Source organism: Neobacillus sp. DHD-1R (assembly GCF_057747995.1).
Map to the genome: position 1 here is coordinate 580,137 of NZ_CM173232.1, position 24,448 is coordinate 604,584.

The window sequence follows — 24,448 nt, forward strand, 5'->3', positions numbered from 1 at the left end:
TAAAATAACTTTTGCCTCCAATTAATGGCATAAGAAATGACGTATGCATTTTGAAGTGCCCCCGGTCAAGTAGACAGCGGAAATAAAAAAACGACACTAAGCGGCGTTAGCCCTGTATTCTAAGGGGCTAAGGCCGTTTAATCTTTTTTGTAATCGTTCATTATTATAAAATTGTATGTACTCCTCAATATCTTTCTTCAACTCTTCAAAGGTGCTGTACTTGTTTAGATAATACTTTTCACATTTTAATGTCCCCCAAAAAGCTTCCATTGGTCCATTATCGATGCATCTTCCAACTCTCGACATACTTTGAACTATCTCTGCTTTCTTAATTTTCCTTTTAAAAGCAGGGGATGTGTATTGAAATCCCCGATCACTATGGAGGAGGGGGGTGGCTTCTGGGTTAGTATCCAACGCCAAATTAAGGGTTTTAAACACTAATGCATTATTATTGGAAGTGCCTAATACATAGCTTACAGACCCATCGTACAAATCTAAAATCGCACTCAAATAAGCCTTCTGTGAGCTCCATACTTCATTTCTGTCACATCTGTTAACCATTTTTCATTTGGTTTCTCTGCTTTAAATTCTCTGTTCAATATGTTCTCGGCTACATGTTTTGGCGTACTTGGCTTATATTTTTTCCGCTTACGTCGAATAACCGCTTGGATTCCAGCGATTCTCATCAATCGATACACACGTTTAGGATTAATTTTCTTTGATAAGGTACGGTTCAGGTTCATCGTCATGCGGCGATATCCATATATACCGTTCACCTTCCTATCTAGCTGTTTTATCTCCTCCAAAATTTCCTGATTCAACTTCTCGTTCTCTGAGGGAGTACGATTAAGCCACTTATAATAGGAGGAACGTTGAATTCTAGCTATCTCGCATAATAGCACAATGGAGAATTTCTCTCTCTCATGGAGTTCCTGAATGGCTACATATTTATCGGTTAATCGAATTTGACTTATGGATGTCTCTTTAAACGCCTCCTTTCGAGTTCCTCCAACTTTTTTAAGAATGCGTTATCGACCCGAAGGCGATCATTTTCCCGCTCCAACCGCTTCATTTCGCGCTGGATCTTCTCTTCAGAAGTTAACTCCGGCTCTGCTTTACGCTTGCCTCGCTTGTCCTGCAGACCGTCTTCTCCTTCTTTCTCAAACTTCTTAACCCATTGATATACCTGTTGATAGGAAACATTGAAGTGTTCAGATGCCTGACGATAATTTTCCCCGTTCTGAATGCAGTACATAACGATTTCCAAACGTTCTTCTAGTGTGGTGGACCGGCCTTTAATCATAGAGCTATTCATCTCTTTTAATTCTCTATGATCATTATAATTCCTTATCCATTGTTTCAAAAGTGAACGACTAGATATTTCATACTTACGTACTATCTCATTCATAGAATAGCTCCCCGAAAGATAATCAAGGACTGCAGCTGTTTTAACATCTTTTGTATACCGTTTCCATCCTTTAGATCCCTGAAGTCCGTCCATTCCATATGTCTGATGTAAATAAATTCATTTATTTAACGTATCTTCAGTTATTTTGTTTTGTTCACAGAAAATTTTAATTGATGTTTTTCTGTTTTGATGAGCGATAATTAATTCTAATTTTTCTTGTGCAGAATAAGCACTTTTTGCCATAAAAAAACCCCCAATAAAGTAAACAGATTTTTATTATTTCATCTGTCTACTTTATCGGGAGCATATCATTTGCACACGTCATTTGCCTCTTTTACCAATCTATTGTTAATGGGGTTTGTCTGTTTTTTTTCAGGGACAACACGTGGCGCTTGAGGAATGAATGTTACCCCTTTTTTATTCATAATAGGTCCATTGGCCATATCCTATCAAAGTATAGTTTTGTTTAAGGATTCGACTAATTTTCTTTTTAGACTCAACTACTCTACACCATTCATATACTATATTAGTAGTGACTTTGATATCGGGAAAAAGTAGCATTATCTCCTCCACACTCCGTAAAACAGCGGAATCGACCGTTTCCTCGTGTCCACATGTTTCACAGACTATCTGATGCTTTTTCTCAGGAGAAGATATTAACGCGTTACACGATGTACAAATTATTCCCTTAAGTAATTGATTATACGCATAGGGAGGATAACGGGTATAGGGAGAGTCAACTTGATGCAGCGAAATTAACTGATCTGCAAGTTTTTTGTGGTGATTAGTTAGTTTTGAAGGGATTTCGTTTAGTTTTATCATCAGGTTATTAAGCTGGGAGGGGTGAACAATTGGCTCGTTTAATGGGGCTTGATATAAGGTAAAATAGGGGTTTACAAAGGAAACGTAACCTTCAATCGGTATATGAAAGCCGAGATTTTTAAGTAATTGGCGGAGAAGGGTCTTGCTGCGTTTTAATTGATCCAAGGGGTTTTTTATTTCTTCCTTTGATAGTTTAGGATAGAAATTTCCTGATTCAAACCTATAATCACCTTCATAGTTTTTCACTTCATATGGGTAGATCGTATTCTGAGCAATGACCAAGGTATCAATTTGAAAAAATGATTTATTATGTTCGAGGCATACATCATTTAATATGTATAAATTATTTTGCAGCTTTGACGTTAACTGGTCAAAGAGCACCTCCCCCTGATATCCTTTTTCAAGATAAGCATAATGCTGCTTGTCTTTTGAAGATAACTCCATTCGTGAGTTTAATGAGCTCAAGGTCCTTAGTTCTTTTGATTTCATACGCGGTTTATAAGGATGCATATCAAACTTCCTTTCCTATTATTAAATGAATCCAAATTAATATTAGCAAAAAAAGTCTGAAAAATATTTGAATACTTTGTTAACTTTAAGTAGATGCTTTATTTTTCGTGTTTCATAAATTTGTCGGCTCGCCTAGAAAATTTTGATTAATATACCTCACACCCCGTGTAGCCAATCGGAGCGATTGACGACCGAGCAGGAGGAAAAAAAGCACCCCGGGTAGCCAATCGGAGCGATTGACGACCGAGGAGGAGAAAAAAGAGTCCCACGGGTAGTCAATCGGCGCTATTGACGACCGAGGAGGAGAAAAAAGAGTCCCATGAGTAGTCAATCGGCGCAATTGACGACTGAGCAGGAGGAAAAAGAGTCCGCAGGGTAGTCAATCGACGCTATTGACGACTGAGCAGAAGAAAAAAAAGTCCCGCGGGTAGCCAATCGGCCCTATGCACTGTTTTTCTTTTTAGCCTAGACATTAAGCCAATAATAATAAACGCAAACGCCTGGACTCGTCATTCCCTGAAACACTAGCGTTTCTTCGTCATCATCTTCATCAAGCAGTTCCTCTAAGTCCTCGTGAAAGAGCCTATTAAATTTTTTGTCTAGAATTCCATAAAAATAGGCAAACGGATTTTTTACCTTTCGAGAGATTTTTAGCTTGTGAATGAGCTGTTTGAAGGCATCAATGGCGACATCCAGCATTCTTTCCGGTTTATCCTCGCAGTTATTTCGATAGGCTGCAATCGGGACCATTCGCCAATATTCTTCAATCGTTTTCGCTCCATCAAAAAAACATTTGACCAATTGAACAAATGGCTGCGGTACTTGATTGCTTGTAAACGTGTAATCCAATTCCGGTTGATCAGGCGTTTCTTTACGTTCTTTTATCTTTTGGTCATTGGTTTTTAAAGGATTAATGGTTTCATTTAGGTGGTTCACTTTTTCCTCTGTGGGTGGTTCAACTGATGGGAAGCGAAGAAAGACATAAAGGTTGCTCGACTGGGAACCATTTTTGCGCTCCGTTTCATAGACAGACAGAATTCCTAATTCTTGGGCTTTGAAAATCATGCGTTTAAACGTAGAACGCGAAATGCCGTTCCCATTATAGTTTTCATGAATAGCTTTTAACACGGTCCCAATTTTGGCATTGGCGATACCAGGGATTTTTGCCGCAAAGCGTACCAAATGTTTTAATCCGACCAATTCACTCTTCGAAAACTGATCCTTTGTCTCCAGCATCCACCACTCAAAATGCATATTAAACTCCTTAAGACTAGTAAACTGGGAATACTCTTCAAACCCTTCAATCCGACCCGATTTTAAATTCATTCTTTTGCACCACCCTTTCACCCGTTATATATGGATTTAAGGGCGGAAAGGACATGGTGGAATGGGGGAGTTTGTGACGATTTGGTGAAAAAGAGGATAGCAAGTATGCTATCCTCTTCCCTCATGTTCTCATTTATTTATAAGAATTTATAAGTTTTGACTTCTAGAATTGTCCAGCTCCAGCGCCCTAGCGGCTAGTGTCCTTCGCTCTCCGCCCTACGATAAGTCTACATCAAATCGCTAACGCTCTTCGTGTTTCCTTTATCTCAGTTGGAGCGCTCCAGGCCATACGCCGCTGACCAGGGTGCATGCGCTTTTCTATACAATAAGCTTGATTAGTTCTTCATTGGCCTGGACTTTTCCAACTTTGGTTGGGACGACATCTAAATATTGATCGGTATTGGTGATAACGACCGGCGTTTTTAGATCATAGCCTGCAGCTTTGATGTTTTCAATGTCAAATTGAATCAGCAAGTCGCCTTTCTTAACGGTATCCCATTGTTTTACATGAGCAGTGAAAAATTCACCTTTCAGATTAATGGTATTAACCCCAACCGAAATTAAGATTTCAGCCCCGCCTTCTGATGTCACTCCAATGGCATGCTGGGTTGGAAATAAGGTTGTTACCATTCCGTCTACTGGTGAAACCACTTCACCCTTTGTTGGTTCAATGGCTATTCCTTTTCCTACCGTTTCCGTTGAAAAAAGAGGATCGGCAATTTGATTTAATGGAACAATTTCCCCACTTAATGGGCTTAAAATGGTTTCCTTACTCACAGGACCTAATCCAAATTCCTTCACCGTTTGTGCAGGCACTACTTTGTGTTTTCCTTCATATCCAAAAACAAGTGTAAGAACCATTGCTAAAACTAGAGCAACTAGAACACCAATTATATATAATCCCATTGGTGTAAAAACAGGAATGGACAAGAAACTAGGGAGGGCAAATGCCTTCATTTTTACGGCAAATGCTCCATTAATTGCTCCGCCAATTGCTCCTGCTATTGCGACAATAACCATCGTTCGTTTATAACGTACAAGCACACCATAAGTAATCAGTTCTGTCGTACCTGCCAAGGCACCTGGGATAATTCCCGATCCAGTGACCGTTTTTAAGTCCTTATCCTTCGTTCTCAATAAGACACCAAGCGCCATCCCGATTTGAGCAAAAGGTGCGGCTGCTGCCATAGGGATAATCGGGTCACCGCCATGGGCAAGATTGGCAATCGCTAATGGAATAACTGCCCAATGAAGGCCTAATATCGTTAAGAAGGTCCATCCAGCGCCAAGCACTGCCCCCGTTATAAGTCCACTTTTCGAACTTAAAAACTCAATAACTAGTCCGATGGCCTCGCCAACATAGGTACCAAAAGGACCGAAAATAAGGATGGTTAAAGGAACAATCACTACTAAAGAAATAAGTGGATTGATGAACATTTGTATGTCTTTATAAATTACTTTTTTCAAAAACTTATCTAGTACAGCATAAATGGAAACAGCAATTAAAATAGGAAAAACGGTTGAAGAATAGTTCGCTATTATAACCGGGATCCCTAAGAAATCGATGTTTTGCGCTTTTGCTGCAACTAAATCTGTATAATGCGGTTCCAAAAGCGCGGCACCGATGGCCCCGCCAACATAGCCATTGGCTCCGAGTTTTATGGCCAATGTAATCCCGAGGAATACTGGGAAGAAGTAAAAAATAGCATGGCCCGCTGCAGAAAGAATGGCATAAGTTCCGCTTTCATGAGATAACCATCCTAATGTCGTTAGTATAGATAATAAGGCTGAAATTAATCCAGATCCAGCAAGTACCCCTAAAATAGGAGCGAAACTACCACTGACAGCTCCTAAAATTTTATTCATGATTGTTTCTTTTTTTTCTGTAGAAACATCAGAGTTTCTTGAAGTATTTGTCGCTTCCATATTTGTTTACTCCCTTTTTTGTTAAAGATTTAATAAGTGGGACTTTTAGCAAACTTTGTCTTATTGTTCTATTTAGTATTACTTTGCTAATAAAAATCATTCACATACAAATGGCATGTATACTAGTATACTGATTTTAAGACAAAAAAGGAAGAATAACTCGGCAGAGACTTCGAGGAATTCTTCCTTTTATAATATCGTTTTTTTAAAAAATAAAAAGTTGTAATGATGTTTTCTCGTTTTACACTTCACTCAAATGCCGATTGTGGATAACTTGAAACCCCCATGTAGGAAATAAGTCCATAAATCCGCATTATGAGGTTCATGGCGAAAATGCCTGATTTCCAAGTGGCTTTCGTGATCGCCTTTTGATATGAGGATGAGTATTATATTGTTTTATCTCGTTCTTATATAAAAATTTGAAAATTGTTAATTTTCTGTTGACAGAATTAACAAAAAAAGGTTATTGTTTTAACATGAAATATGTGAGAAATAGACAAAAAGAGATATTAGAAATGTTAAATCAAACAGAAAAAGTGTTAATACCCGACCTTAGTACTCACTTTAATGTTTCAGAGATGACCTTAAGAAGAGATTTGGATATCCTCGCCCAAAAAGGAGTGATTAAAAGAATTAGGGGCGGAGCAATTAAAATCAATCATGGATCATACGAAATGCCGTTTGAAATGAGGTGCGAAAAGGAGTTTGAAGCTAAAAGTCTTATAAGTAAAAAGGCGGCTAGCATGATTCGAGATGGTGAGACAGTGGTCATTGATACAGGAACAACAGCCTTAGCGGTGGCTGAAGAATTAAAGGAAAGGAATAATCTTACCATATTAACTTCGAGTCTTAGAGTAGCGTGGCTGTTATCGGATCGTCCTAATATAAATTTAATTGTATTGGGAGGAGTTGTTCGAAATGGAGAGAGATCTCTAGTGGGAACTTTAGTTGAAAACATATTTGAAAACTTCTTTCCCGACACTTTTATTATGGGTGTAGGAGGAATTGATGCAGAATGTGGTTTTACAGATTTTGATATAGATGACGTCAAAGTTAAAAGAAAAGCTATTCAAGCATCTCAACGAACGATTGTTGTAGCAGATGAAAGTAAAATTGACAAAAAGGCATTTGTAAAAATAGCCTCTATAAACGAAATTGATACCTTAGTTACTAATAAACCGTCAACTATGGAGAAAATTAATCGATTAAGGAAAAAAGATTTAACGGTTGTTTTAGCCTAAATAGATTTTTTAAAAAGTGGGGTTATACATGGACAAATATATTATAGGCATTGACATTGGCACAACGGCTACTAAGTTAGTCCTTATCCAAAGTCGAGGCACCATTGTAAATAGCGTTTCCAAACCGGTTAACCTTTACTCTTTAAAACCTGGATGGTCCGAAGAAGATCCGCAGCAATGGTGGGATAATGTAAAAGAATTATTGCCCATTCTTTTAACTGAATCCCACGTAAGTGCGGATCAAATACTGGCTGTAGGTGTAAGTGGAATGGTACCTACTTTAATATGCTTAAATCAAAATGGAGAACCAATAAGGTATTCCATTCAACAGAATGATGCAAGAGCATCAAATGAAATTGAAGAATTATCAAACATGACCTCAGGATATAACATACTTCAAAAGACAGGCTCCGAAATAACGCAACAGTCGATTGCACCTAAGATAATGTGGTTAAAAAAATACGAACCGCAAGTATTAGAACAAACAACCTCCATTTGTGGCTCCTATGATTATATTACTCGACGATTAATGGGAAATCAAAATGAATCGCTAGAAGCTAATTGGGCTTTAGAAAGCGGACTATATAACTATCAAACTCAACAATGGGATGATTACATACTAGAAAAAGCAGGTATCAATAAAGACTGGCTTGGTCAAGTTTACAATTCTCATCAAGTTGTTGGAACTGTTCAAGGCAATCATGGAACATGTCTAAAGGATGGTACACCTGTAGTTGCCGGAGCAGCAGACCATGTAGCAAGTGCTTTTTCTGCAGGAGTAATTGAGAATGGTGACCTTTTAATAAAATTAGGCGGTGCTGGTGATATTTTATTATCTTCTGCCACGCCAGTGTCAGATTCCAGATTGTTTTTAGACTACCATTTAGTGCCTGGACACTACCTTCCAAATGGATGTATGGCCTCAAGCGGGAGTTTAATTCGGTGGTTTCAGAATGTAGCAGCCAATGGTACGCCGCTTGAAACTCTTGATAAAGAAGCGGAAGCAACTGAAATAGGCTCTAATGGATTAATCACACTTCCCTATTTTCTTGGGGAAAAGACACCTATTAATGATACGAAAGCAAGAGGGATGTTCATTGGTCTTCACTTAGGCCACACTAGGTCACATCTATACCGCTCCATATTAGAAGGAATTGGGTTCGGTTTTAACCACCATATCGAGGTATTTCAAGAACTTGGATTCACATTTAACAGGGTTAGAATCACCAATGGCGGTTCAAAATCACGACTTTGGAGACAAATTATCGCAGATATAACGGGATTAACACTGGAATCCATTATTGAACATCCTGGTTCTTCTTTAGGAGCAGCATTTATTGCCGGAATGGGAGTGGGCGAATTTAAATCATGGTCAGACATTGATCGATTCATCAAAATTGAGGAAAAAATAGAGCCTAATCCAGAAAACACGAAGAGGTATAAGGTATTATACAATGTCTATCGTTCTATATATCCAAAGCTAATAAATGAACAACATATCTTATCAGATTTTCAATAGGGGGAAAAGGAATGTTAACTTTAAGGGGATTGGCAGTAGTTACTGGAGCAGGAAGCGGAATTGGTCAAGAAATTGCAAAACGTTTAGCACTAGATGGTTTTATGGTAGGCGTTACCGATGTGAATTTGGAGTCAGTGGATAGAGTAGTTTCAGAAATTAAGGATAGTGGTGGAGAGGCAAAAGGTGCTTATTTAAACGTTACAGATCAGGCATCTATTTCAAGTGCACTAGAAACCCTTATCGGAGAATTTGGGGATTTAAAGGTATGGGTCTCGAATGCTGGTGTTTCTTCGATGAATCATTTTGTTGATTTGAGTGAAAATGATTGGGATTTCAACATGAATGTAAATGCTAAGGGAGTTTTTCTATGCGGGCAAGTAGCCGCCAAGAGGTTTATTTTACAAAATGAGGGAGGGAAGATCATCAATACGGCATCAATGGCTGGAAAACAAGGTAATGTTCCATTTCTAAGCCATTATGTAGCATCCAAATTTGCCGTTGTCGGTCTAACGCAAGCAATGGCACATGAATTAGGGAAGTACAAAATTACCGTCAATTCAGTTTGTCCTGGTTTTGTTTCAACACCAATGCAGCAAAGGGAACTTGAGTGGGAAGGAAGCCTCAAAGGAAAATCAGCAGAAGAAGTAAAACAGGAAATGATTAAAGTAACGCCGCTCCACCGTTTGGAAACACCTCAAGATGTGGCTAAAGTTATTTCTTTTTTAGCTGGTCCCGATTCGAATTTTGTAACTGGCGAAGCTATTGCAGTAAATGGTGGCGCTTTCATGGACTAATAATCTATTAAAAATAAACAAAGGGGTGAGGTTAATGGTTAAAAAATTGTTATATTTCGTTTTACTTTTCGTGTTATTAGCAGGCTGCAGTACAGCTAAAACTGGTGGTTCTGATGGAAAAGTTGTATTAAAGGGGCTAATGGAACAGGTACCTGATTCTGATATTGTAAAAGAAATGGTGAAGAATTTTAATAAGGAGAATCCAAATATCCAATTAGAGATTGAAATGCTTCCATACGACCAAATGAGAGATAAACTTGTCTCTTCATTTCTAGCACCAAAGCCGTCCTATGACATTATTGTGGTGGATAATCCATGGATGTATGACTTTGCAGCTGCCGGATACCTGGAACCACTAGATAAACAGATAGAAAAAGCAGGGAAAGATTATAATTTTGAGGATTTTTCTGAGCCGCTTAGAAAGATTTCAACTGTAAAAGGCAAGGTTTATGGAATTCCTTTCTATAATTATGCAACGGGTTTGGTTTATCGTAAGGATTTATTTGAAGCAAACAATATTTCAGCTCCACAAACTTTAGACGAATTACAGGAAGCTGCTAAGAAATTAACTGGTGGTAAGCAATATGGCATCGCCTCCCAACCACAGAAGGGCTATAAAATTTTAGAAGAGTGGTCCAATTGGCTGTTTGCAGCAGGCGGGGAAATCCAAGATCAGGATGGAAATATTAAACTAGATTCTCCACAGGCAAGAGAGGCATTAACAAAATACATTGAAACCTATAAAAGTTCAGCACCACCAAATAGTTCAAACTGGGCATTTGATGAGGCTATGAGGTCTGTGTCAAGCGGTGAAAGTGCTATGACTATTAATTATAACTGGATGTTACCCACTTTGAATAATAACAAAGGACCAGCAGGGGATTTAGCAGGTAAGTTCGATCTTGCAGAAGTTCCTGGCGGTAAAGCTGCTTTAGGTGCTTGGTATTGGTCCATTCCATCTAATACGACTCATAAAGAAGAAGTGTGGAAATTTATTAACTGGTTAACTTCTAGCGAACAGGAGGTAAATAGAGTTAGCTTAGGTGGTGCACCTGTAAGAAACAGTGCAATGGATAATCCTCAAGTATGGGAAAAAGGTTATGGCGAAAATTATTATAAAACACTAAAAAAGATATTAGAAGATGCTGCTCCGCTAGCAGATGGACCGAATGCTGAAGAAACCATTCAGGTTATTGGAACCGAATTAAATGCAGCGGTAAATGGCCAAAAGAGTGTAGATGAAGCAATTAAAGATGCGGCTGCTCAGGCAAAGGAGACATTAAAGAAATGATTAAGAAAAGCGATGAAGGAAGAAAGACTTCTTTCTTCCTTTTTTCTTACAAATGGCGGATGATTTTGCCCCTGCTTGTTCTTATGTTTGTTATCCTAGCTTATCCGCTCGCATACTCATTATGGATTTCGCTAAGGGACTTTTCGATAACAAAACCAGGCCAAGATCAATTTATAGGTATTAGCCAATATACAAAAATTTTTAGTAATCCTCTGTACTGGACAGTATTTCGAAACACTATATTCTTTGTGATTTTGGCTGTCTGTCTTGAGTTGATTTTCGGTATGTTAATTGCTCTCTCCTTAAAGAAACAAGTGAAATTTAAAAACTTAACGCGTTCTATCATTTTAGCCCCCATGTTTATCACACCAATCGCAGTGGGATTAATGTTCAAGTTTTTACTAAGTGAACAATTAGGTTTTATACCAGCAATTTTTAAATTTTTAGGTCTATCCATTAACTTTTTTGGACCGAAAACAGCTTTAATTACTCTGGCCCTTATTGATGTATGGCAGTGGACCCCGTTTATGATTTTGATGCTCTTAGCAGGATTAGAGAGTTTGCCAGAGGAGCCTTTTGAGGCAGCGTATGTTGATGGAGCAAATAAATGGACTGTTTTTTGGAATATTACCCTGCCTTTAATGACACCCATTATTATTGTTGCCACTCTCATTAGAGCATTAGATGGATTAAAAGTATTTGAATATGTTTATGCCATAACAAGAGGCGGACCCGGCAATGCTACAGAAACTCTACAATACTATATATACAAATTAGGATTTGGATATTATCGTCTTTCAGAGGCATCTGCTGTATCATGGACAGTTGTTATTATAGTTATGTTAGGTATTGTCATGATGCTGAGGGGTCAAAAAAAGAGGGGAAACTCCTAATGAGAAACTACCAAAGAGAAAGTGCCATGAGTAAAACTATCAGAATATTATTTCTATTTATTGTTATTTTATTTGTCTTAACACCGTTTGTATGGATCATATTATCTTCACTAAAGACACCCTCAGAGCTTACTAAACCAACAAGCATTATCTTTTCTCCCGTTTTTGATAATTGGATTACCGTACTCACTGGAGATATCCCAATAAACTTTGTTAATAGTTTAATAGTTGGGTTAATTTCTGTAGTAGTTTCCTTACTAGTTGGTCTTCCGGCGGCTTATTCCATTAGCCAATTTAAAACAGGCGGCAGATTTACTCGTTTTAGTATTCTTATTTCTGAAATCGTTCCTTCTGCTGTTCTAGTAGTCCCTATATTTTTAGTGGCTTATTTTTTAAAAGTAAACGGTACATTAATTCCTGTAGTAGTAGCCCATTTAACCTTCGTTTTGCCCATAGTTACTTGGTTTTTAATAGGTTTTTTTGACTCTGTTCCAAAATCGTTAGAGGAACAAGCACAAATCGATGGATGCGGCCGGTTTCAGGCTTTTAGGAAAGTGGTATTGCCTCAAGTGCTCCCAGGAATTGGTGCTGCTAGTATATTTGGTTTTGTCCTATCTTGGAATGATCTGTTTTATGCCCTTATTTTGGGAGGGGAGGATACACAAACTCTTCCTGTAGCTATTGCAGCGTTTGATACGTTTCGAGGGGTTCAATTAGGTGAGATGTCTGTTGCCATATTAGTATCAGCCATTCCTACCATTATTTTATCGTTTTTTATTCAAAAACGACTGATTCAAGGAATGGGTGGAGGAGCAGTAAAAGAATAAAAATATGGGGGAAGCGGGGGTAATATGGAAGACAATTATCAAAGAGAATTAAATATTGCTATCAAAGCAGTTCAGTCATCAGGTATGATTCTGAAAAACTGGTCAAGACCATTGGAAAAGGAATGGAAAGGGGTCATTAATCCAGTAACCTCAGCGGATAAGGATTCTGAAAAAATAATTATTGAAGTTATTAGTAGGGAATTTCCAAATGACATCATCATTTCAGAAGAGATGAATCCTATTGAAGAGGAATTGGTTAATGGTAAACGACGCTGGTACCTTGATCCGCTTGACGGTACGGTAAATTACATGCGAGACATACCACATTGGTGCATTTCTTTAGCTCTTGTAGATGAAGATAATTTAACAGTTTGCAGCGTGGTATTTGACCCAATGATGGAGGAGTTGTTTACGGCCATCAAAGGTATGGGTGCTTGGTGTAATGGAGAAAGACTTACAGTATCTCAAATTACTGAATTAAACCGGTCGGTTGCTGCCTCAGGTTTCCCATATTTATTAGACGATCCCAAAACTAATAATTTATCGGAATGGACAATGATTACTCCACGTGTACTAACTGTTAGATCACTAGGAGCTGCAGCTAAAGATCTTTGTGAGGTTGCAAGAGGAAGAATCGATATATTTTGGGAACAAGGGCTTGGAAGATGGGACATCACAGCTGCTTCCTTAATCTGTTTAGAGGCAGGTGCAGTTGTTACAGACATTAATGGTGAGTTGCTTGAAGGACCGGGGGAAAATGTGATTGTAGCAAATCCTACTCTACATGAACGTGTTCTTGAAATCTTTAGTGATCTTTAGTTAGCATAATCTTTTTAAAAAGAATTAAAGACTAATTTTAAAAAAAGGGTGATAAAAATGACATGGTTAAAAGATGTAATAGGAACAGAAAAGGCAGTTATAGCAATGTGCCATCTATTGCCACTTCCAGGAGACCCACATTTTGATAAAGAAAAAGGAATGGAATATGTAGTTGAAATGGCAAGGAAGGATTTGAACGCTTTACAAGATGGTGGAGTGGATGCGGTCATGTTCTCGAATGAATTTAGTTTACCTTACCTAACGGAGGTAAAAACTGAAACAGTTGCGGCAATGGCCCGCATTATTGGTGAATTAATGCCTGACATTAAAGTTCCGTTTGGTGTAAATGTATTATGGGATGCAAAAAAATCATTAGATTTGGCGGCTGCTACCGGTGCAAAATTTGTTCGGGAAATTTTCACAGGAGTATATGCAAGTGATTTTGGTACTTGGAACACGAATGTTGGGGAAACTATTCGTCATCAACATAGAATAGGAGCAGAAAATGTAAAGCTGCTATTTAATATTGTCCCAGAGGCTGCTAAGTACTTAGCAGATAGAGATATTGAAAGTATTGCTAAATCAACTGTATTTAACAATCGACCGGATGCCTTATGTGTATCGGGCCTGACAGCAGGAGCCAAGACCGATGTTGCCTTGCTATCGCGTGTTAAAGAGGCTGTTCCTGAAACTGTAGTCTTTGCAAATACAGGAGTAAGATTAGAGAACCTTGAGGAACAACTTTCCCTTGCTGATGGAGCAGTAACAGGAACCACTTTTAAGTATGATGGTAAATTTGAAAATCATGTTGATGTTATCCGGGTTAGGGAGTTTATGGACAAAGTGAAGGCTTTTCGCTCACAACTAGTACATGTATGATCCGGTTTTTCCACAAGATATTCAGAGGTTAATTTTATAACCTTAAATGGAATTCTAGAAGAAATGTAACCCCGTCATTTATATGATGGGGTTTGTTTTTCATGGACTTTTTGTGTCGTTCATCCCTCTATGATTTCGGTTCCTGTTACGCGCCCCGAATCTTGTGGAAAAGATAGGGATTTGGGTAGAGAGTAATGATAACTGGAGTTGCCATTATATATTTTATAGGGTCGCGGTGTTGTTCTTTACTTTTTGGAAAAATGTCATAAAAAAAGAGAACCACCCGGCTGATATTAAGCAAAAGGGTGGTTCTCAACTTTGTCCTATTTTTTATTGTGCGTCGGCCAGAAATAACCGATAATCGCACCAACTACAGCTGGTAAAATCCATCCAAGACCAATACCATAAAGCGGCAAATTATCTCCATAGAACGCTTTAATCGATTCGAACAAAGAGATCTGCGCTCCTGGTAAGCTGCTGACTAACGTGCTGTATCCGTCGAAGAAACTTACACAAAAAGTGAGCAGCATAGCTCCTGCATAGACACTCCGCTTATGTCCAAATAGGGATGAGGTGAGTGCTAATAAAATCAATACAATCGCTAAAGGATACAATAACATTAAAACTGGCACAGCGTATTGAATGATATTGTTTAATCCGAAGTTAGCAATGATAAATGATACAAGACATAGGATGAGTACGAACATTTTATAGCTTACTTTTGGAAATACACTATTAAAAAATTCACTGCATGATGTAATAAGGCCGATGCTTGTTTTTAAACAAGCAAGTACGATAATAATCGCCAATAGGATGGCGCCGAATGGTCCAAAATAGTGCTGGGCAACAGCAGCAAAGATTAAACCGCCATTATCGAAGGTTCCGATTGTGGATACACTTGAGGCTCCCATATAGGTAATGAGCCCGTAAATCAGCATCATAAGGACCATTGCGAAAATGCCTGATTTCCAAGTGGCTTTCGCGATCGCCTTTGGATCGGTGATGCCTTGTCCCTTAATCGCATGGATGACCACGATACCAAAAGCTAGCGATGCAAGGGCATCCATCGTGTTGTAGCCTTCTTTAAAGCCCGTGATAAAGGCCAAATCACTATAGTCATCTGTTGGCGGACCGAATTGTCCCATCGGCTTAACGATGGCAATGATAATTAATAGGAATAAAAACACTAAAAACGCCGGTGTTAAATATTTGCCGATATAATCGATAATTTTCGCCGGATTCAAAGAGAAATAATATACGATGGCGAAAAATACCAGACTAAAAAGTCCGAGATATAAACTGCCGTGCTCGGGATTTATATATGGTTCAAAACCGACCACGAAAGGTACCGTTGCTGTTCGTGGAATAGCGAAAAACGGTCCAATGGTTAAGTAAAGGGCCATGGCGAAGACGACGCCAAAAAATGGATGGACGCGGCCTGCTAAGTCACGCAGTCCATTACTCCCCGATAGTCCAAATGCTAAAATCCCCATAAATGGCAGGCCAATAGCGGTGACGAGGAAGCCAATTAACGCCGGCCAAAAGTTCGTGCCAGCGAGCTGTCCCATTTGGATCGGAAAGATTAAATTTCCCGCGCCAAAGAACATTCCGAACAGCATCGTGCCAATGATGGCATAGGTTGAAAATGATATTTTTTGTTGCATGCATGTGCTCCTTCTAGGTGAATTTCTGATTCATTTTAACATCTTTTTTATGAGATAGCTATAGGATCCGGGGTCAGACCCCCACAGGGTTAAAGTTTTAAAGCAGTGAAGTATGAAAGGCATCGGAAGACAGTTCTCGAGGTTTGTCATACGTCATCATGTTTACCTAAAAAATAGGACGGGTATAAAATAGATAAGAACGAATGAAGGAGGAACTTAAAATGTATGTTGCAGATGTTATGACAACGAATGTGGATAGCTGTACTCCTGAAAGTACTTGTAAAGAAGTTGCTGTTAAAATGAAAGAACTCGATGTAGGTGCCATGCCAATTTGTGGTGAAAATGATAAAATAGTAGGGATTATCACCGACCGCGATTTGGTCATAAAGGGATTAGCCAATGGCCTTTCGGATGAATCTACCGTTGCTGATATAGTAACAGATATGGTAGTGAGAGGAACCAAAGATATGTCTATTGAGGAAGCTGCAAAAATAATGTCCCAGGAACAAATTCGCCGCCTTCCAATAGTGGAAAACGAAAAATTGGTTGGAATGGTCTCTCTTGGTGATTTAGCTGTAAATAATCAATCAAGTAAAAAGGCCGGAGAAGCTCTTAAGGAAATTTCCGTTCCAGCGGAGCCTAATCATTAAAAAGCTTTGTTAAACATGAATGTTGATTTTAAACATACAAAAGGGGAACTCCGTGATTTGGGAGTTCCCTTGTTCAATGAAAGCCCCGTTAATTGAAGGCTGAAAACACATCAATTAAAATTTAATGGAACTTTTCTGGATTTGCTGCATAAAGTTCGATAAATCCACAGGTTGGACATACATAACAAGGGGTTATATCACTCATCGTTTTTGCATTTGGTTTTTCAGTTGCTTTATAAATTCTAACAGGAAAACTATCTAGTTTAGCTTCTACCATTATGGTTTTACATTTAGAACAAATATTCTCCACGAATTTTTTCACCCTTCCAATTAAATCATTTACTTCAACAATCCTGCCCTGTAACGGAAAATTGCTCGATAATCATTTGGAAAATTTTGATAATCTAAGCTTATCATATGTGATGTCCGTTGAGAACAGGCAGCTTTCAACAATCGAATATTAACAGAGTTATTTAACATTAACTTAATAAAAAAAATAAAAGGGGTCAGTCTTCCACTGCGTTAACGCAGTGGGGGACTGACCCTTTGTTCGTGAGATGCAGCCCATTGTCGAAGACTTTGTCTTACGTCTAAACGGTTCTCCAGCTAATCTTATGTATCATTAAAAAAGGGAGAAGAAAATTCTTCTCCCTTAAAATGCAATCTTAATCATTGTCTCGTTGGTCAGATCGTGATTCTCCGCCTTTGCGGCCGATTTCTTGATAAAACTCTTTATCATGGTTATCCGATGTAGCTTCTCCGCCTTTGCGGCCGATTTCCTGATAAAACTCTTTATCATGGTTATCCGATGTGGCTTCTCCGCCTTTGCGGCCAATTTCCTGATAAAAATCTTTACCATGGCTATCTGATGTAGCTTCTCCGCCTCTACGGCCTGCTTCTTCCACTGACATACCTCTGTTTTTTTCATTTCGATTGTTGGTCATGATAGATTCCTCCTTTTTGAATTTGGAATTGCTCTTGACTTACAACTTACACTATATATATACCCGGCTTCTTGACTATTAAACTATCTTTTCTACTTTTTTGGGGTCAGTCCCCCGTTGCTTTAACGCAATGGGGGACTGACCCCAACATTCTTAGCCTTCGATTTTACTGTGCTGGTAGCCGTTATGGGAGGCATAGACCTCGAACCATTGGTATTGTGGGGTCTTGAACCAAGCGTACTGCGGCAGATAAACCAGATATCGTACATTGCCTTCCGCATCCAGGATGGATTTGAATATTTTCACCATACCGTATCCAAACGTTTGATCCAAGTAACCGTCCATTCCTGCGCGGACTGTATTTTGTTCAGCGTCCTTTTCTTGCTTATACAGCTTCATCAGCCCATCGATAAATAAACTCAGCAAAATCAACGTAATAGCAATTAAAACGAAAACCAGTATTTTTAGCAAACGAACAACCTCCTAATTTTTTCTACTTTTTTCCACCTGTGCCATCCATTCCATGTATCACTCTTATTGTAAAATTTATCGATAAAGAGAGGTGTGATGGAAATAACACGCACAGAAGAAAATTTTAAAAATAGATACTTTGGAGGTCGGAATGCACTTACTCACTGAACAGCAAATATTATTTACCTTAAATTTAAGATGGCTTAATAGTGGATTAATTTGAGTTTGTTACCATTATTTAGAATCTATGAAATTCATAGCTTTAAAAACTATGTGAGGAGTGATTGTCTTTGGGGAAATTCAGAAAGTATTTCGGGATTTTAACAAGTATCATCATTTTATCAAGCACTGTTAATTTTCCTTTTACTAGTTTAGCAGCAGAAACGAATGGTGAATTGGAACGTATTACTGAAGAAGTAGATCCTGCCAAACCAGCTGATGATGAACTTATTTTAGCAGTTATCGGTGATTATGGCGGTTGTGGAGTTGGTAATTGTGAAGGTGAACAAAAGGTGGCTGATATGGTCCATTCATGGAAACCGGATTATATATTAACTGTGGGGGATAATACTTATCAACGTGGATTACCAGAGGAAGTTGAAAAAGCACAAGAAGCATATATAGAAGATATCAATGCGGGTAGATTTTTCCCTATCATGGGAAATCACGATTATGGAAACGGCTGTACCATGGAAAGTGTTCAACCAAGTATTGATAAATTTGGGGTTCCCGTTTCATATGTTGCCGGATTTGGCAATGGCTTAGTTGATTTCGTCAATCCAGATGCAAACTGTAATAAATCAACAGGTGATCAAATGCCTCCAATTTATGATGCGTATAAGAACACGGTTGACAATAGTCAAGCAGAATGGGTCATTGTAGGTGAGCACCAACCCGTTTATTCATCTGGAAAAGCGGGTAATAATTTTGATCGTTCTTGGGTTATGACGCCAGGTGTCGACTTGATATTAGCGGGACATGATCATCATGCAGAACATATTGAAACGAAAGATGGATATAACATGGTGATTTCAGGTAATGGCGGGAATGGTAAAACACCGATATTTTCCCCAGTCGAGGGCAGTCTTTATCGGGATGATAAAAATTTAGGTGCTGTTCGTCTTACGGTGAGTAAAGAGGATTTAAAAGTAGAATATCTTACTCTTTCTGGTGAGAATCAGTATGATTTTACCTTAAAAAAAGATAAAACAACTGGTAAAGCCTATATTGCCGACCGTATGGAATGGGTCGATCCTAACCCTAATCCAGGTGCATCGCCGGTCCCAAATAAATATAGTGTGTCCATGGATTTTGATGATACAACTGTTCCAGATGGTTTATCCTATCAGAATTATCAAGATGGACCCGTTAGTGAAGTCACTATAGATGGCAGAAAGGCCCTTCAACTGGAAAAAAATCCTATGGGCGGCGGCAATCACGCTTACTTATTTGTAGACGACAAATCTATCCTAGGTGGACCTTATCATGCGAAAGCAACCATTGAATATCGTTCACCAAAAGCAGGTTCGTTTAGTCTGCAATACGAATCGGCTGATTCAGGATCAGCCTATCAAAAAACACAATCTATTACTATTACTGATGCTGAAATCAACCAATGGAAAACTACGACAATAGAGATACCAGATATCAAATTTACAAATCGCCAAAATAATGGGGCAGATATGCGTCTTTTAGCGGCTAATAACCTGCCGCTCCTGCTTGGAAAAATGAAGATTGAAATCGTCCCGGACAAGCCAGTAAATTTTGTATCCATGGATTTTAATAGTGAGCCCAATGGATTAACGTGGATTCCGTATGAAAGTGGTCCTGCTCACGAAATTATAATGGATGGCAGAACGGTCTTACAAGTCGATAAAAATCTGTTTAATCAAGGAAATAACCTCTATCTTTCAGTTGACGATCGATATATTTATGGAGGACCCTATAATAGCCGTGCAACCATTGAATATCGTTCACCTGTCGCTGGTACCTTTACCCTTCAATATGAATCAGCTGAAACAGGGGCTGCCTATCAATCTGCACAAAAAGTTACCATTAAGGAAGAAGATATTAATCAATGGCAAACGGTAACCATTGATATGCCGCAAGCAAAGTTTACCAATCGTCAAAATGGTCATGCAGACTTTAGAATCGTTGGTGCTAAAAACTTACCACTTATCATTGGTTCTATGAAAATAGAAATTGTTGATGAAAACAGTGAAACTAATAGACTGGCAATGGAAGCAGTAGTCAAAGCTGAGGAGTTAGCAGGAGCCGAGCTTGATGCGCAAGAAAAGATTGATGCCGCTGTCGAAGCAGTAAATTATGCAGGGGCTTTAATTGAAAAGCTAGAAGATGGTGAAAAGAAATTTGAATTACAAGGTCGTTTAAATATCGTTTCTGCTGAAGTAAATCAAGCCCAGGCAGTCTTAAATCTAAAACTGGCAAAGGAAGCCGTTGAGCAAGCTGAACAGTCACTTTCTGAAGAAAGTGTTGAAAAGGCTGAACAAGCAATTGATAAATTAATTGATGGTACAAACAAAAATACATTATTGGAGCGACTATATATCGTAAAAACCATTTTACAAGCAGACCGAGTCATTCATACATTGTTAGATTCTAGGCTGGAAAGTGTTGAAGAAGTTGATCATGCTATTGTTACGCTTGAAACTGCAAAAAAATTAGTCGAAGAAATACCTACTAATCAACGTGGTAGATTAACTGAAAATCTTCAAAGGGCAGAGAACCAGATTGTCGATGAAATGAAATCAATCCTTGGTCAAAAGAACAAGGAAAAGCCAGAACGTTTAAAAGAAACATGGCTAAATTTACTTATAACAAATACAATCAATCAACTGGATGGACAAGCAAAACCTGACGTTAACGAAATCCACCAAATCATAATGAAGATTGTTAAGGAACATGCAACAGGAAAAGAAGTTAGAGAAGCGATTGAAAAGCGAATGTCGACATATTAAACTAACGGCAATATTTTTATAAACAAGAAAATAAGGGTTAAAAAAAGCTCTATGGCATATTGCCATAGAGCTTTTTGCGTTGTCCATCGAAAAATAAACTTAGACGTACTTATGGTCGGCACTAAATCATTATAAATAAAGAGTTTTGTAACTTATGCTGCTCTTCGTATGGCTGCTTCCTTTTGTTTTGTTTCCGGGAAGGTAGCCACTAAGAAGATGTACAAACTGGAGGCTGCTATAAAGAATATCATGGCCGGTGTGTATCCGGAGTGTCCTAAAATAAAGCTCCACACAATTGTAGCGATGGTTTGGCCCGCATAAGCGATCGCCCAGAATAGTCCGAACATAATCGTCAATATTTGTGGAGTCATCCCTTTTAATTCATGGGGCAGATTCAAAAAGATTGGATACTGGATATACATCGCAAATCCCGAAATCGAAATGAGTGTGTACGATAGAAGTGGAATTTTATTGGCAAAGACGATGGCAAGGGCAAAGGTTGCTACCATCACAATCCCTGAAAACAGAAGGACTGGTTTCCGCAGCACCCCTTTATTCCCGATGCGAATCCCAGCAAAGGTTCCGAGAATGCCAAAACCTGAGATTAATAGGTTCGTAACCGAGCCATTTAACAAGGTATATTGATCAAAAATCGCTTTAAAGCTCACTAACGATAATACATACAGAGTTAAAAAGGAAGCAAACGCCAGGCCATAGCGCCAGAGAAATCCGTCCTTGAGCGCGTCTTTATAGCCATACTTTTCAGCTTTTCCGCCTGATTCTTTCGTTTCAAAGGTCTCTGCTTTCCAAAGCCAGCCGATAAAAAACAAGATCGTTAAAGAGGCGAAAAAGGTTAACGTTAAACGCCAGTTGACCACCATTTGCTTGGCAAAAACCGTAAATAAGACGGCGACAATAAAGGCACCCACATTATAGGAAACGGTATTGGCCGCATTAATGCGCAGCTTTGTTTTTGGATGGTTGACATAGTGAGCCACGATCGGGTTCATGTAGACAATGACCATCGAGCCTCCTACGGCCATGACCATCCTCGCGACGGTGTAGGCCCAATAATTAGGGAGATAAATCGCGACAAGTCCCATCATTAAAAGTCCGATTGCCGTGCCTGCTGCTTTTTTAGGCCCCAACTTCATAAGCACCATCGCGGCTAAAATGTTGGCAAATACACGAGCAGTCGTAATCGAATAATTCACTAATTGAGAAATGATCGGATCCACCGGTCCACCGAAAAACGTTTCGGTGATTTGGGGCGTCAATGAAGAACCCGCCACCCAGTTCATCGCAAAGGTTACATAGGCCAGCCATAAAACAGCCATCATAAAATAACCCTTTTTTGTATGATTGATCGTTACCATAGTTTCATCTGCTTTCATTCGTGATTTTCTCTTTATCTAAGGAGTTTTAATCGAAAAATATACTAAAGAACAGGTTTCATGGTTTCTTTTAATACTGTAACCGAGTGACAAAATTGTTGTTTTTCCTTTTCATTTAGCTCAATTTCAATGACTTCACGGATTCCGCCACGGTTAATAACCGCAGGAACACCGATAAACACATCCTGAAGTCCATATTGTCCCTCTAGATAGCAGGATACCGTTAAGATACAATTTTCATTATTTAAAATCGCCTTCGTAATTCGAACTAGAGACATCCCGATTCCATAGTACGTTGCCCCTTTCCGTTCAATGATATGATAGGCCGCATCACGGACGTTAACGAAAATGTTTTCTAAGCATTCTTCATTCAGTTTTTCAGCTGGGAGCTCTCCAAGTCTTTCAACCCCTATTGAAGCACGGCTCCAAACCGGAAGCTCTGTATCTCCGTGTTCGCCAATGATATAGGCGTGAACATTTCTTGTGTCCATGTTAAAATGCTGACCAAGCGCAAAGCGGAGACGCGCAGAATCTAATACCGTACCTGAACCGATAACCCGTTCTTTTGGCAGGCCGGACTCTTTCCAGGTTACATAGGTTAAAATATCGACAGGGTTTGTGGCGACTAAGAAGATCCCGTCAAATCCACTTGCCATAATGTTTTTTACAATTTCTTTAAAGATTTTTGTATTCTTTTCCACTAATTGTAAGCGGGTTTCACCAGGCTTTTGTGCTAATCCTGCGGTAATGACCACTAAGTCCGCACTTTCACAGTCCTGATAAGAACCGCTCCATACTTTGATTGGTGACGGAGCAAATGGAATGCCATGGTTAAGGTCCATCGCTTCGCCTTCTGATTTTGCTTCATTCAGGTCAATAAGAACTAACTCTTCGGCCACTCCTTGATTAATCATTGAATAGGCATAACTGCAGCCGACAGCACCTGTTCCTACTAAGACAACCCGGTTTACTTTCTTATTTCTGTTATCCATATTAACAATCTCCTTTTTATATAAAATGTGAAAAATGACTTAAGCTGGATGTTTGTACTGCTTGTTTATTAATTACTCAGTTGATGGTGTTAGTATATCACCAAGTTTGTGAAGTTTTTCACAATATTTGTGACATAAATTTGAATTTTTTATTGAAAACCTTTACATTTTGGCACAAGTATGTGAAGTAGATCTTGGAGGCGGTTCTTGGTTTTTACAAAGATTTTGTGGTTTAATATTTTTAGAATAGTTAAAAAATAGAGAGTGAGAGAGAGGAGAGTTTAGATGGGGACCAGTAAATTTATCGGCATTGCGCAGCGTTCATATCAGCAAGCAAGAAATGAAATAAAGACGGGAGATATTCTGTTTTGCAGCGGTCAATATTTAGTTAGTGAGCTGATCAAAAAAGCTTCAGCTTCTTTAATTAGCCATGTGGGTTTATTATGCTTTTGGAATGACCGAGTTATTGTTTTAGAGAGCGTGGAGGACGATGGTGTCAGGGCTGTTCCCTTGTCACATTATCTTTATAATTATGAAAATAGCAGAAAAAAGTATAAGGGCAACCTGTATGTAGCGAGGCATACCTTACTGGATGATCCCACTTTTGATCAAGAAAAGATAAATAAAATGCTCGGAAAGGCAGTTGATTTATTAAATCGAAACTATGATAAAGTCGAAATTGCCCGAATCGTTGCCCGCATCGGATTAGGGATCGGCCGTCATATTGATGATGATGAGTACATATGCTCAGAATTTGTGAATGAATGCTTTAAACAACTAGATATTAAACTTGCAAGTGACCCCATGGATTTTATCCTTCCTGAACACATTGCCGCCGACCAAAACATTCGCCCTTTGTTTGAGATTCAACCATGATGAAATCAGGAGGGACGGTGGGTTCTCCCCATTTGAAACCTCCAACACTATATTATTTCTATTCTATGTTTATAGGATGGACAAGTTTGCCTCAGTACCCCTCTCTTAAAGAAAAGAGGGGTACTTACTGTATTCCTTTAAAGCGGCGGGGGACTGACCCCTCATAAAATACCAATATAATGTTGACTAAATTCTGAAAATTGAATTATAATTAAGAAAACGTT

The 24,448-nt window shown here is 38.8% G+C and carries 19 protein-coding genes and 2 pseudogenes; 11 read left to right on the forward strand and 10 right to left on the reverse strand.

Annotated elements, in window-relative coordinates; translation table 11 throughout:
- Positions 1-96: 96 nt before the first annotated feature.
- The 4 genes and pseudogenes from AC3ANL_RS02745 to AC3ANL_RS02760 form a co-directional block, all read right to left on the reverse strand.
- Positions 97-1,651, reverse strand: a pseudogene (locus AC3ANL_RS02745) (IS3 family transposase).
- 174 nt (positions 1,652-1,825) lie between these two features.
- Positions 1,826-2,740, reverse strand: coding sequence for a nuclease-related domain-containing protein (locus AC3ANL_RS02750; RefSeq protein ID WP_488327756.1), 915 nt, complete (start codon positions 2,738-2,740; stop codon positions 1,826-1,828).
- Positions 2,741-3,205: 465 nt separating this feature from the next.
- Positions 3,206-4,066, reverse strand: a complete 861-nt coding sequence (locus AC3ANL_RS02755) for a hypothetical protein (RefSeq protein WP_488327757.1) — start codon at positions 4,064-4,066, stop codon at positions 3,206-3,208.
- Between the two features lie 318 nt (positions 4,067-4,384).
- Positions 4,385-5,992: a glucose PTS transporter subunit IIA gene (locus AC3ANL_RS02760; RefSeq protein WP_488327758.1), complete on the reverse strand. Its 1,608-nt coding sequence runs from the start codon at positions 5,990-5,992 to the stop codon at positions 4,385-4,387.
- A 515-nt stretch (positions 5,993-6,507) separates the two neighbouring features.
- Between AC3ANL_RS02760 and AC3ANL_RS02765 the strand changes: the two genes are divergently transcribed.
- Genes AC3ANL_RS02765 through AC3ANL_RS02800 form a run of 8 tightly spaced genes read left to right on the forward strand, consistent with a single transcriptional unit; the run spans position 6,508 to position 14,255 of the window.
- Positions 6,508-7,233 carry a DeoR/GlpR family DNA-binding transcription regulator gene (locus AC3ANL_RS02765; RefSeq protein ID WP_488327759.1) on the forward strand — a complete coding sequence of 242 codons (726 nt, stop codon included), beginning with the start codon at positions 6,508-6,510 and terminating at the stop codon, positions 7,231-7,233.
- A 28-nt stretch (positions 7,234-7,261) separates the two neighbouring features.
- A complete protein-coding gene (locus AC3ANL_RS02770) occupies positions 7,262-8,752 on the forward strand; it encodes an FGGY-family carbohydrate kinase (protein ID WP_488327760.1) in 1,491 nt (496 codons plus the stop codon).
- Positions 8,753-8,763: 11 nt separating this feature from the next.
- Positions 8,764-9,546, forward strand: coding sequence for an SDR family NAD(P)-dependent oxidoreductase (locus AC3ANL_RS02775; protein WP_488327761.1), 783 nt, complete (start codon positions 8,764-8,766; stop codon positions 9,544-9,546).
- Positions 9,547-9,580: 34 nt separating this feature from the next.
- On the forward strand, positions 9,581-10,837 hold the full coding sequence (locus AC3ANL_RS02780; RefSeq protein WP_488327762.1) for an ABC transporter substrate-binding protein: 1,257 nt from the start codon (positions 9,581-9,583) through the stop codon (positions 10,835-10,837).
- Complete coding sequence (locus tag AC3ANL_RS02785; RefSeq protein WP_488327763.1) at positions 10,834-11,730, forward strand: carbohydrate ABC transporter permease; 897 nt, start codon at positions 10,834-10,836, stop codon at positions 11,728-11,730. Before AC3ANL_RS02780 ends, AC3ANL_RS02785 begins: the two co-directional genes overlap by 4 nt.
- Entirely contained in the window at positions 11,730-12,557 is an 828-nt protein-coding gene (locus AC3ANL_RS02790; protein ID WP_488327764.1) for a carbohydrate ABC transporter permease, read from the forward strand. The genes AC3ANL_RS02785 and AC3ANL_RS02790 overlap by 1 nt, the downstream gene beginning before the upstream one ends.
- Positions 12,558-12,581: 24 nt before the next feature.
- Entirely contained in the window at positions 12,582-13,376 is a 795-nt protein-coding gene (locus AC3ANL_RS02795) for an inositol monophosphatase family protein (RefSeq protein ID WP_488327765.1), read from the forward strand.
- Positions 13,377-13,433: 57 nt separating this feature from the next.
- Positions 13,434-14,255: a BtpA/SgcQ family protein gene (locus AC3ANL_RS02800; RefSeq protein WP_488327766.1), complete on the forward strand. Its 822-nt coding sequence runs from the start codon at positions 13,434-13,436 to the stop codon at positions 14,253-14,255.
- Between the two features lie 323 nt (positions 14,256-14,578).
- On the opposite strand, the gene brnQ is transcribed toward AC3ANL_RS02800, so the two are convergent.
- Positions 14,579-15,919: a branched-chain amino acid transport system II carrier protein gene (gene brnQ, locus AC3ANL_RS02805; RefSeq protein ID WP_488327767.1), complete on the reverse strand. Its 1,341-nt coding sequence runs from the start codon at positions 15,917-15,919 to the stop codon at positions 14,579-14,581.
- A 221-nt stretch (positions 15,920-16,140) separates the two neighbouring features.
- Here brnQ and AC3ANL_RS02810 point away from each other — a divergent pair, with 221 nt between their 5' ends.
- Positions 16,141-16,569 (forward strand): CBS domain-containing protein, encoded by a 429-nt coding sequence (locus AC3ANL_RS02810; RefSeq protein ID WP_488327768.1) that lies wholly within the window; start codon positions 16,141-16,143, stop codon positions 16,567-16,569.
- 121 nt (positions 16,570-16,690) lie between these two features.
- On the opposite strand, the gene AC3ANL_RS02815 is transcribed toward AC3ANL_RS02810, so the two are convergent.
- From AC3ANL_RS02815 to AC3ANL_RS02825, 3 genes and pseudogenes are all read right to left on the reverse strand, one after another.
- Positions 16,691-16,879 carry a hypothetical protein gene (locus tag AC3ANL_RS02815; protein WP_488327769.1) on the reverse strand — a complete coding sequence of 63 codons (189 nt, stop codon included), beginning with the start codon at positions 16,877-16,879 and terminating at the stop codon, positions 16,691-16,693.
- A gap of 358 nt (positions 16,880-17,237) precedes the next feature.
- Positions 17,238-17,513, reverse strand: a pseudogene (locus AC3ANL_RS02820) (KGG domain-containing protein); the annotation flags it as partial.
- A 153-nt stretch (positions 17,514-17,666) separates the two neighbouring features.
- Entirely contained in the window at positions 17,667-17,984 is a 318-nt protein-coding gene (locus AC3ANL_RS02825; protein ID WP_488327770.1) for a hypothetical protein, read from the reverse strand.
- A 290-nt stretch (positions 17,985-18,274) separates the two neighbouring features.
- On the opposite strand from AC3ANL_RS02825, the gene AC3ANL_RS02830 reads away from it, so the two are divergent.
- The gene (locus AC3ANL_RS02830) at positions 18,275-20,962 is read left to right on the forward strand and encodes a metallophosphoesterase (RefSeq protein WP_488327771.1); all 2,688 of its coding nucleotides are present in this window, start codon (positions 18,275-18,277) and stop codon (positions 20,960-20,962) included.
- A gap of 152 nt (positions 20,963-21,114) precedes the next feature.
- Here the strand turns inward: AC3ANL_RS02830 and AC3ANL_RS02835 are convergent, their stop codons facing one another.
- Positions 21,115-22,356 (reverse strand): MFS transporter, encoded by a 1,242-nt coding sequence (locus tag AC3ANL_RS02835; protein WP_488327772.1) that lies wholly within the window; start codon positions 22,354-22,356, stop codon positions 21,115-21,117.
- Between the two features lie 44 nt (positions 22,357-22,400).
- Positions 22,401-23,348, reverse strand: a complete 948-nt coding sequence (locus AC3ANL_RS02840) for an L-lactate dehydrogenase (RefSeq protein WP_488327773.1) — start codon at positions 23,346-23,348, stop codon at positions 22,401-22,403.
- Between the two features lie 285 nt (positions 23,349-23,633).
- Here AC3ANL_RS02840 and AC3ANL_RS02845 point away from each other — a divergent pair, with 285 nt between their 5' ends.
- Positions 23,634-24,224, forward strand: coding sequence for a YiiX/YebB-like N1pC/P60 family cysteine hydrolase (locus tag AC3ANL_RS02845; RefSeq protein ID WP_488327774.1), 591 nt, complete (start codon positions 23,634-23,636; stop codon positions 24,222-24,224).
- The last annotated feature ends 224 nt before the right edge of the window (positions 24,225-24,448 follow it).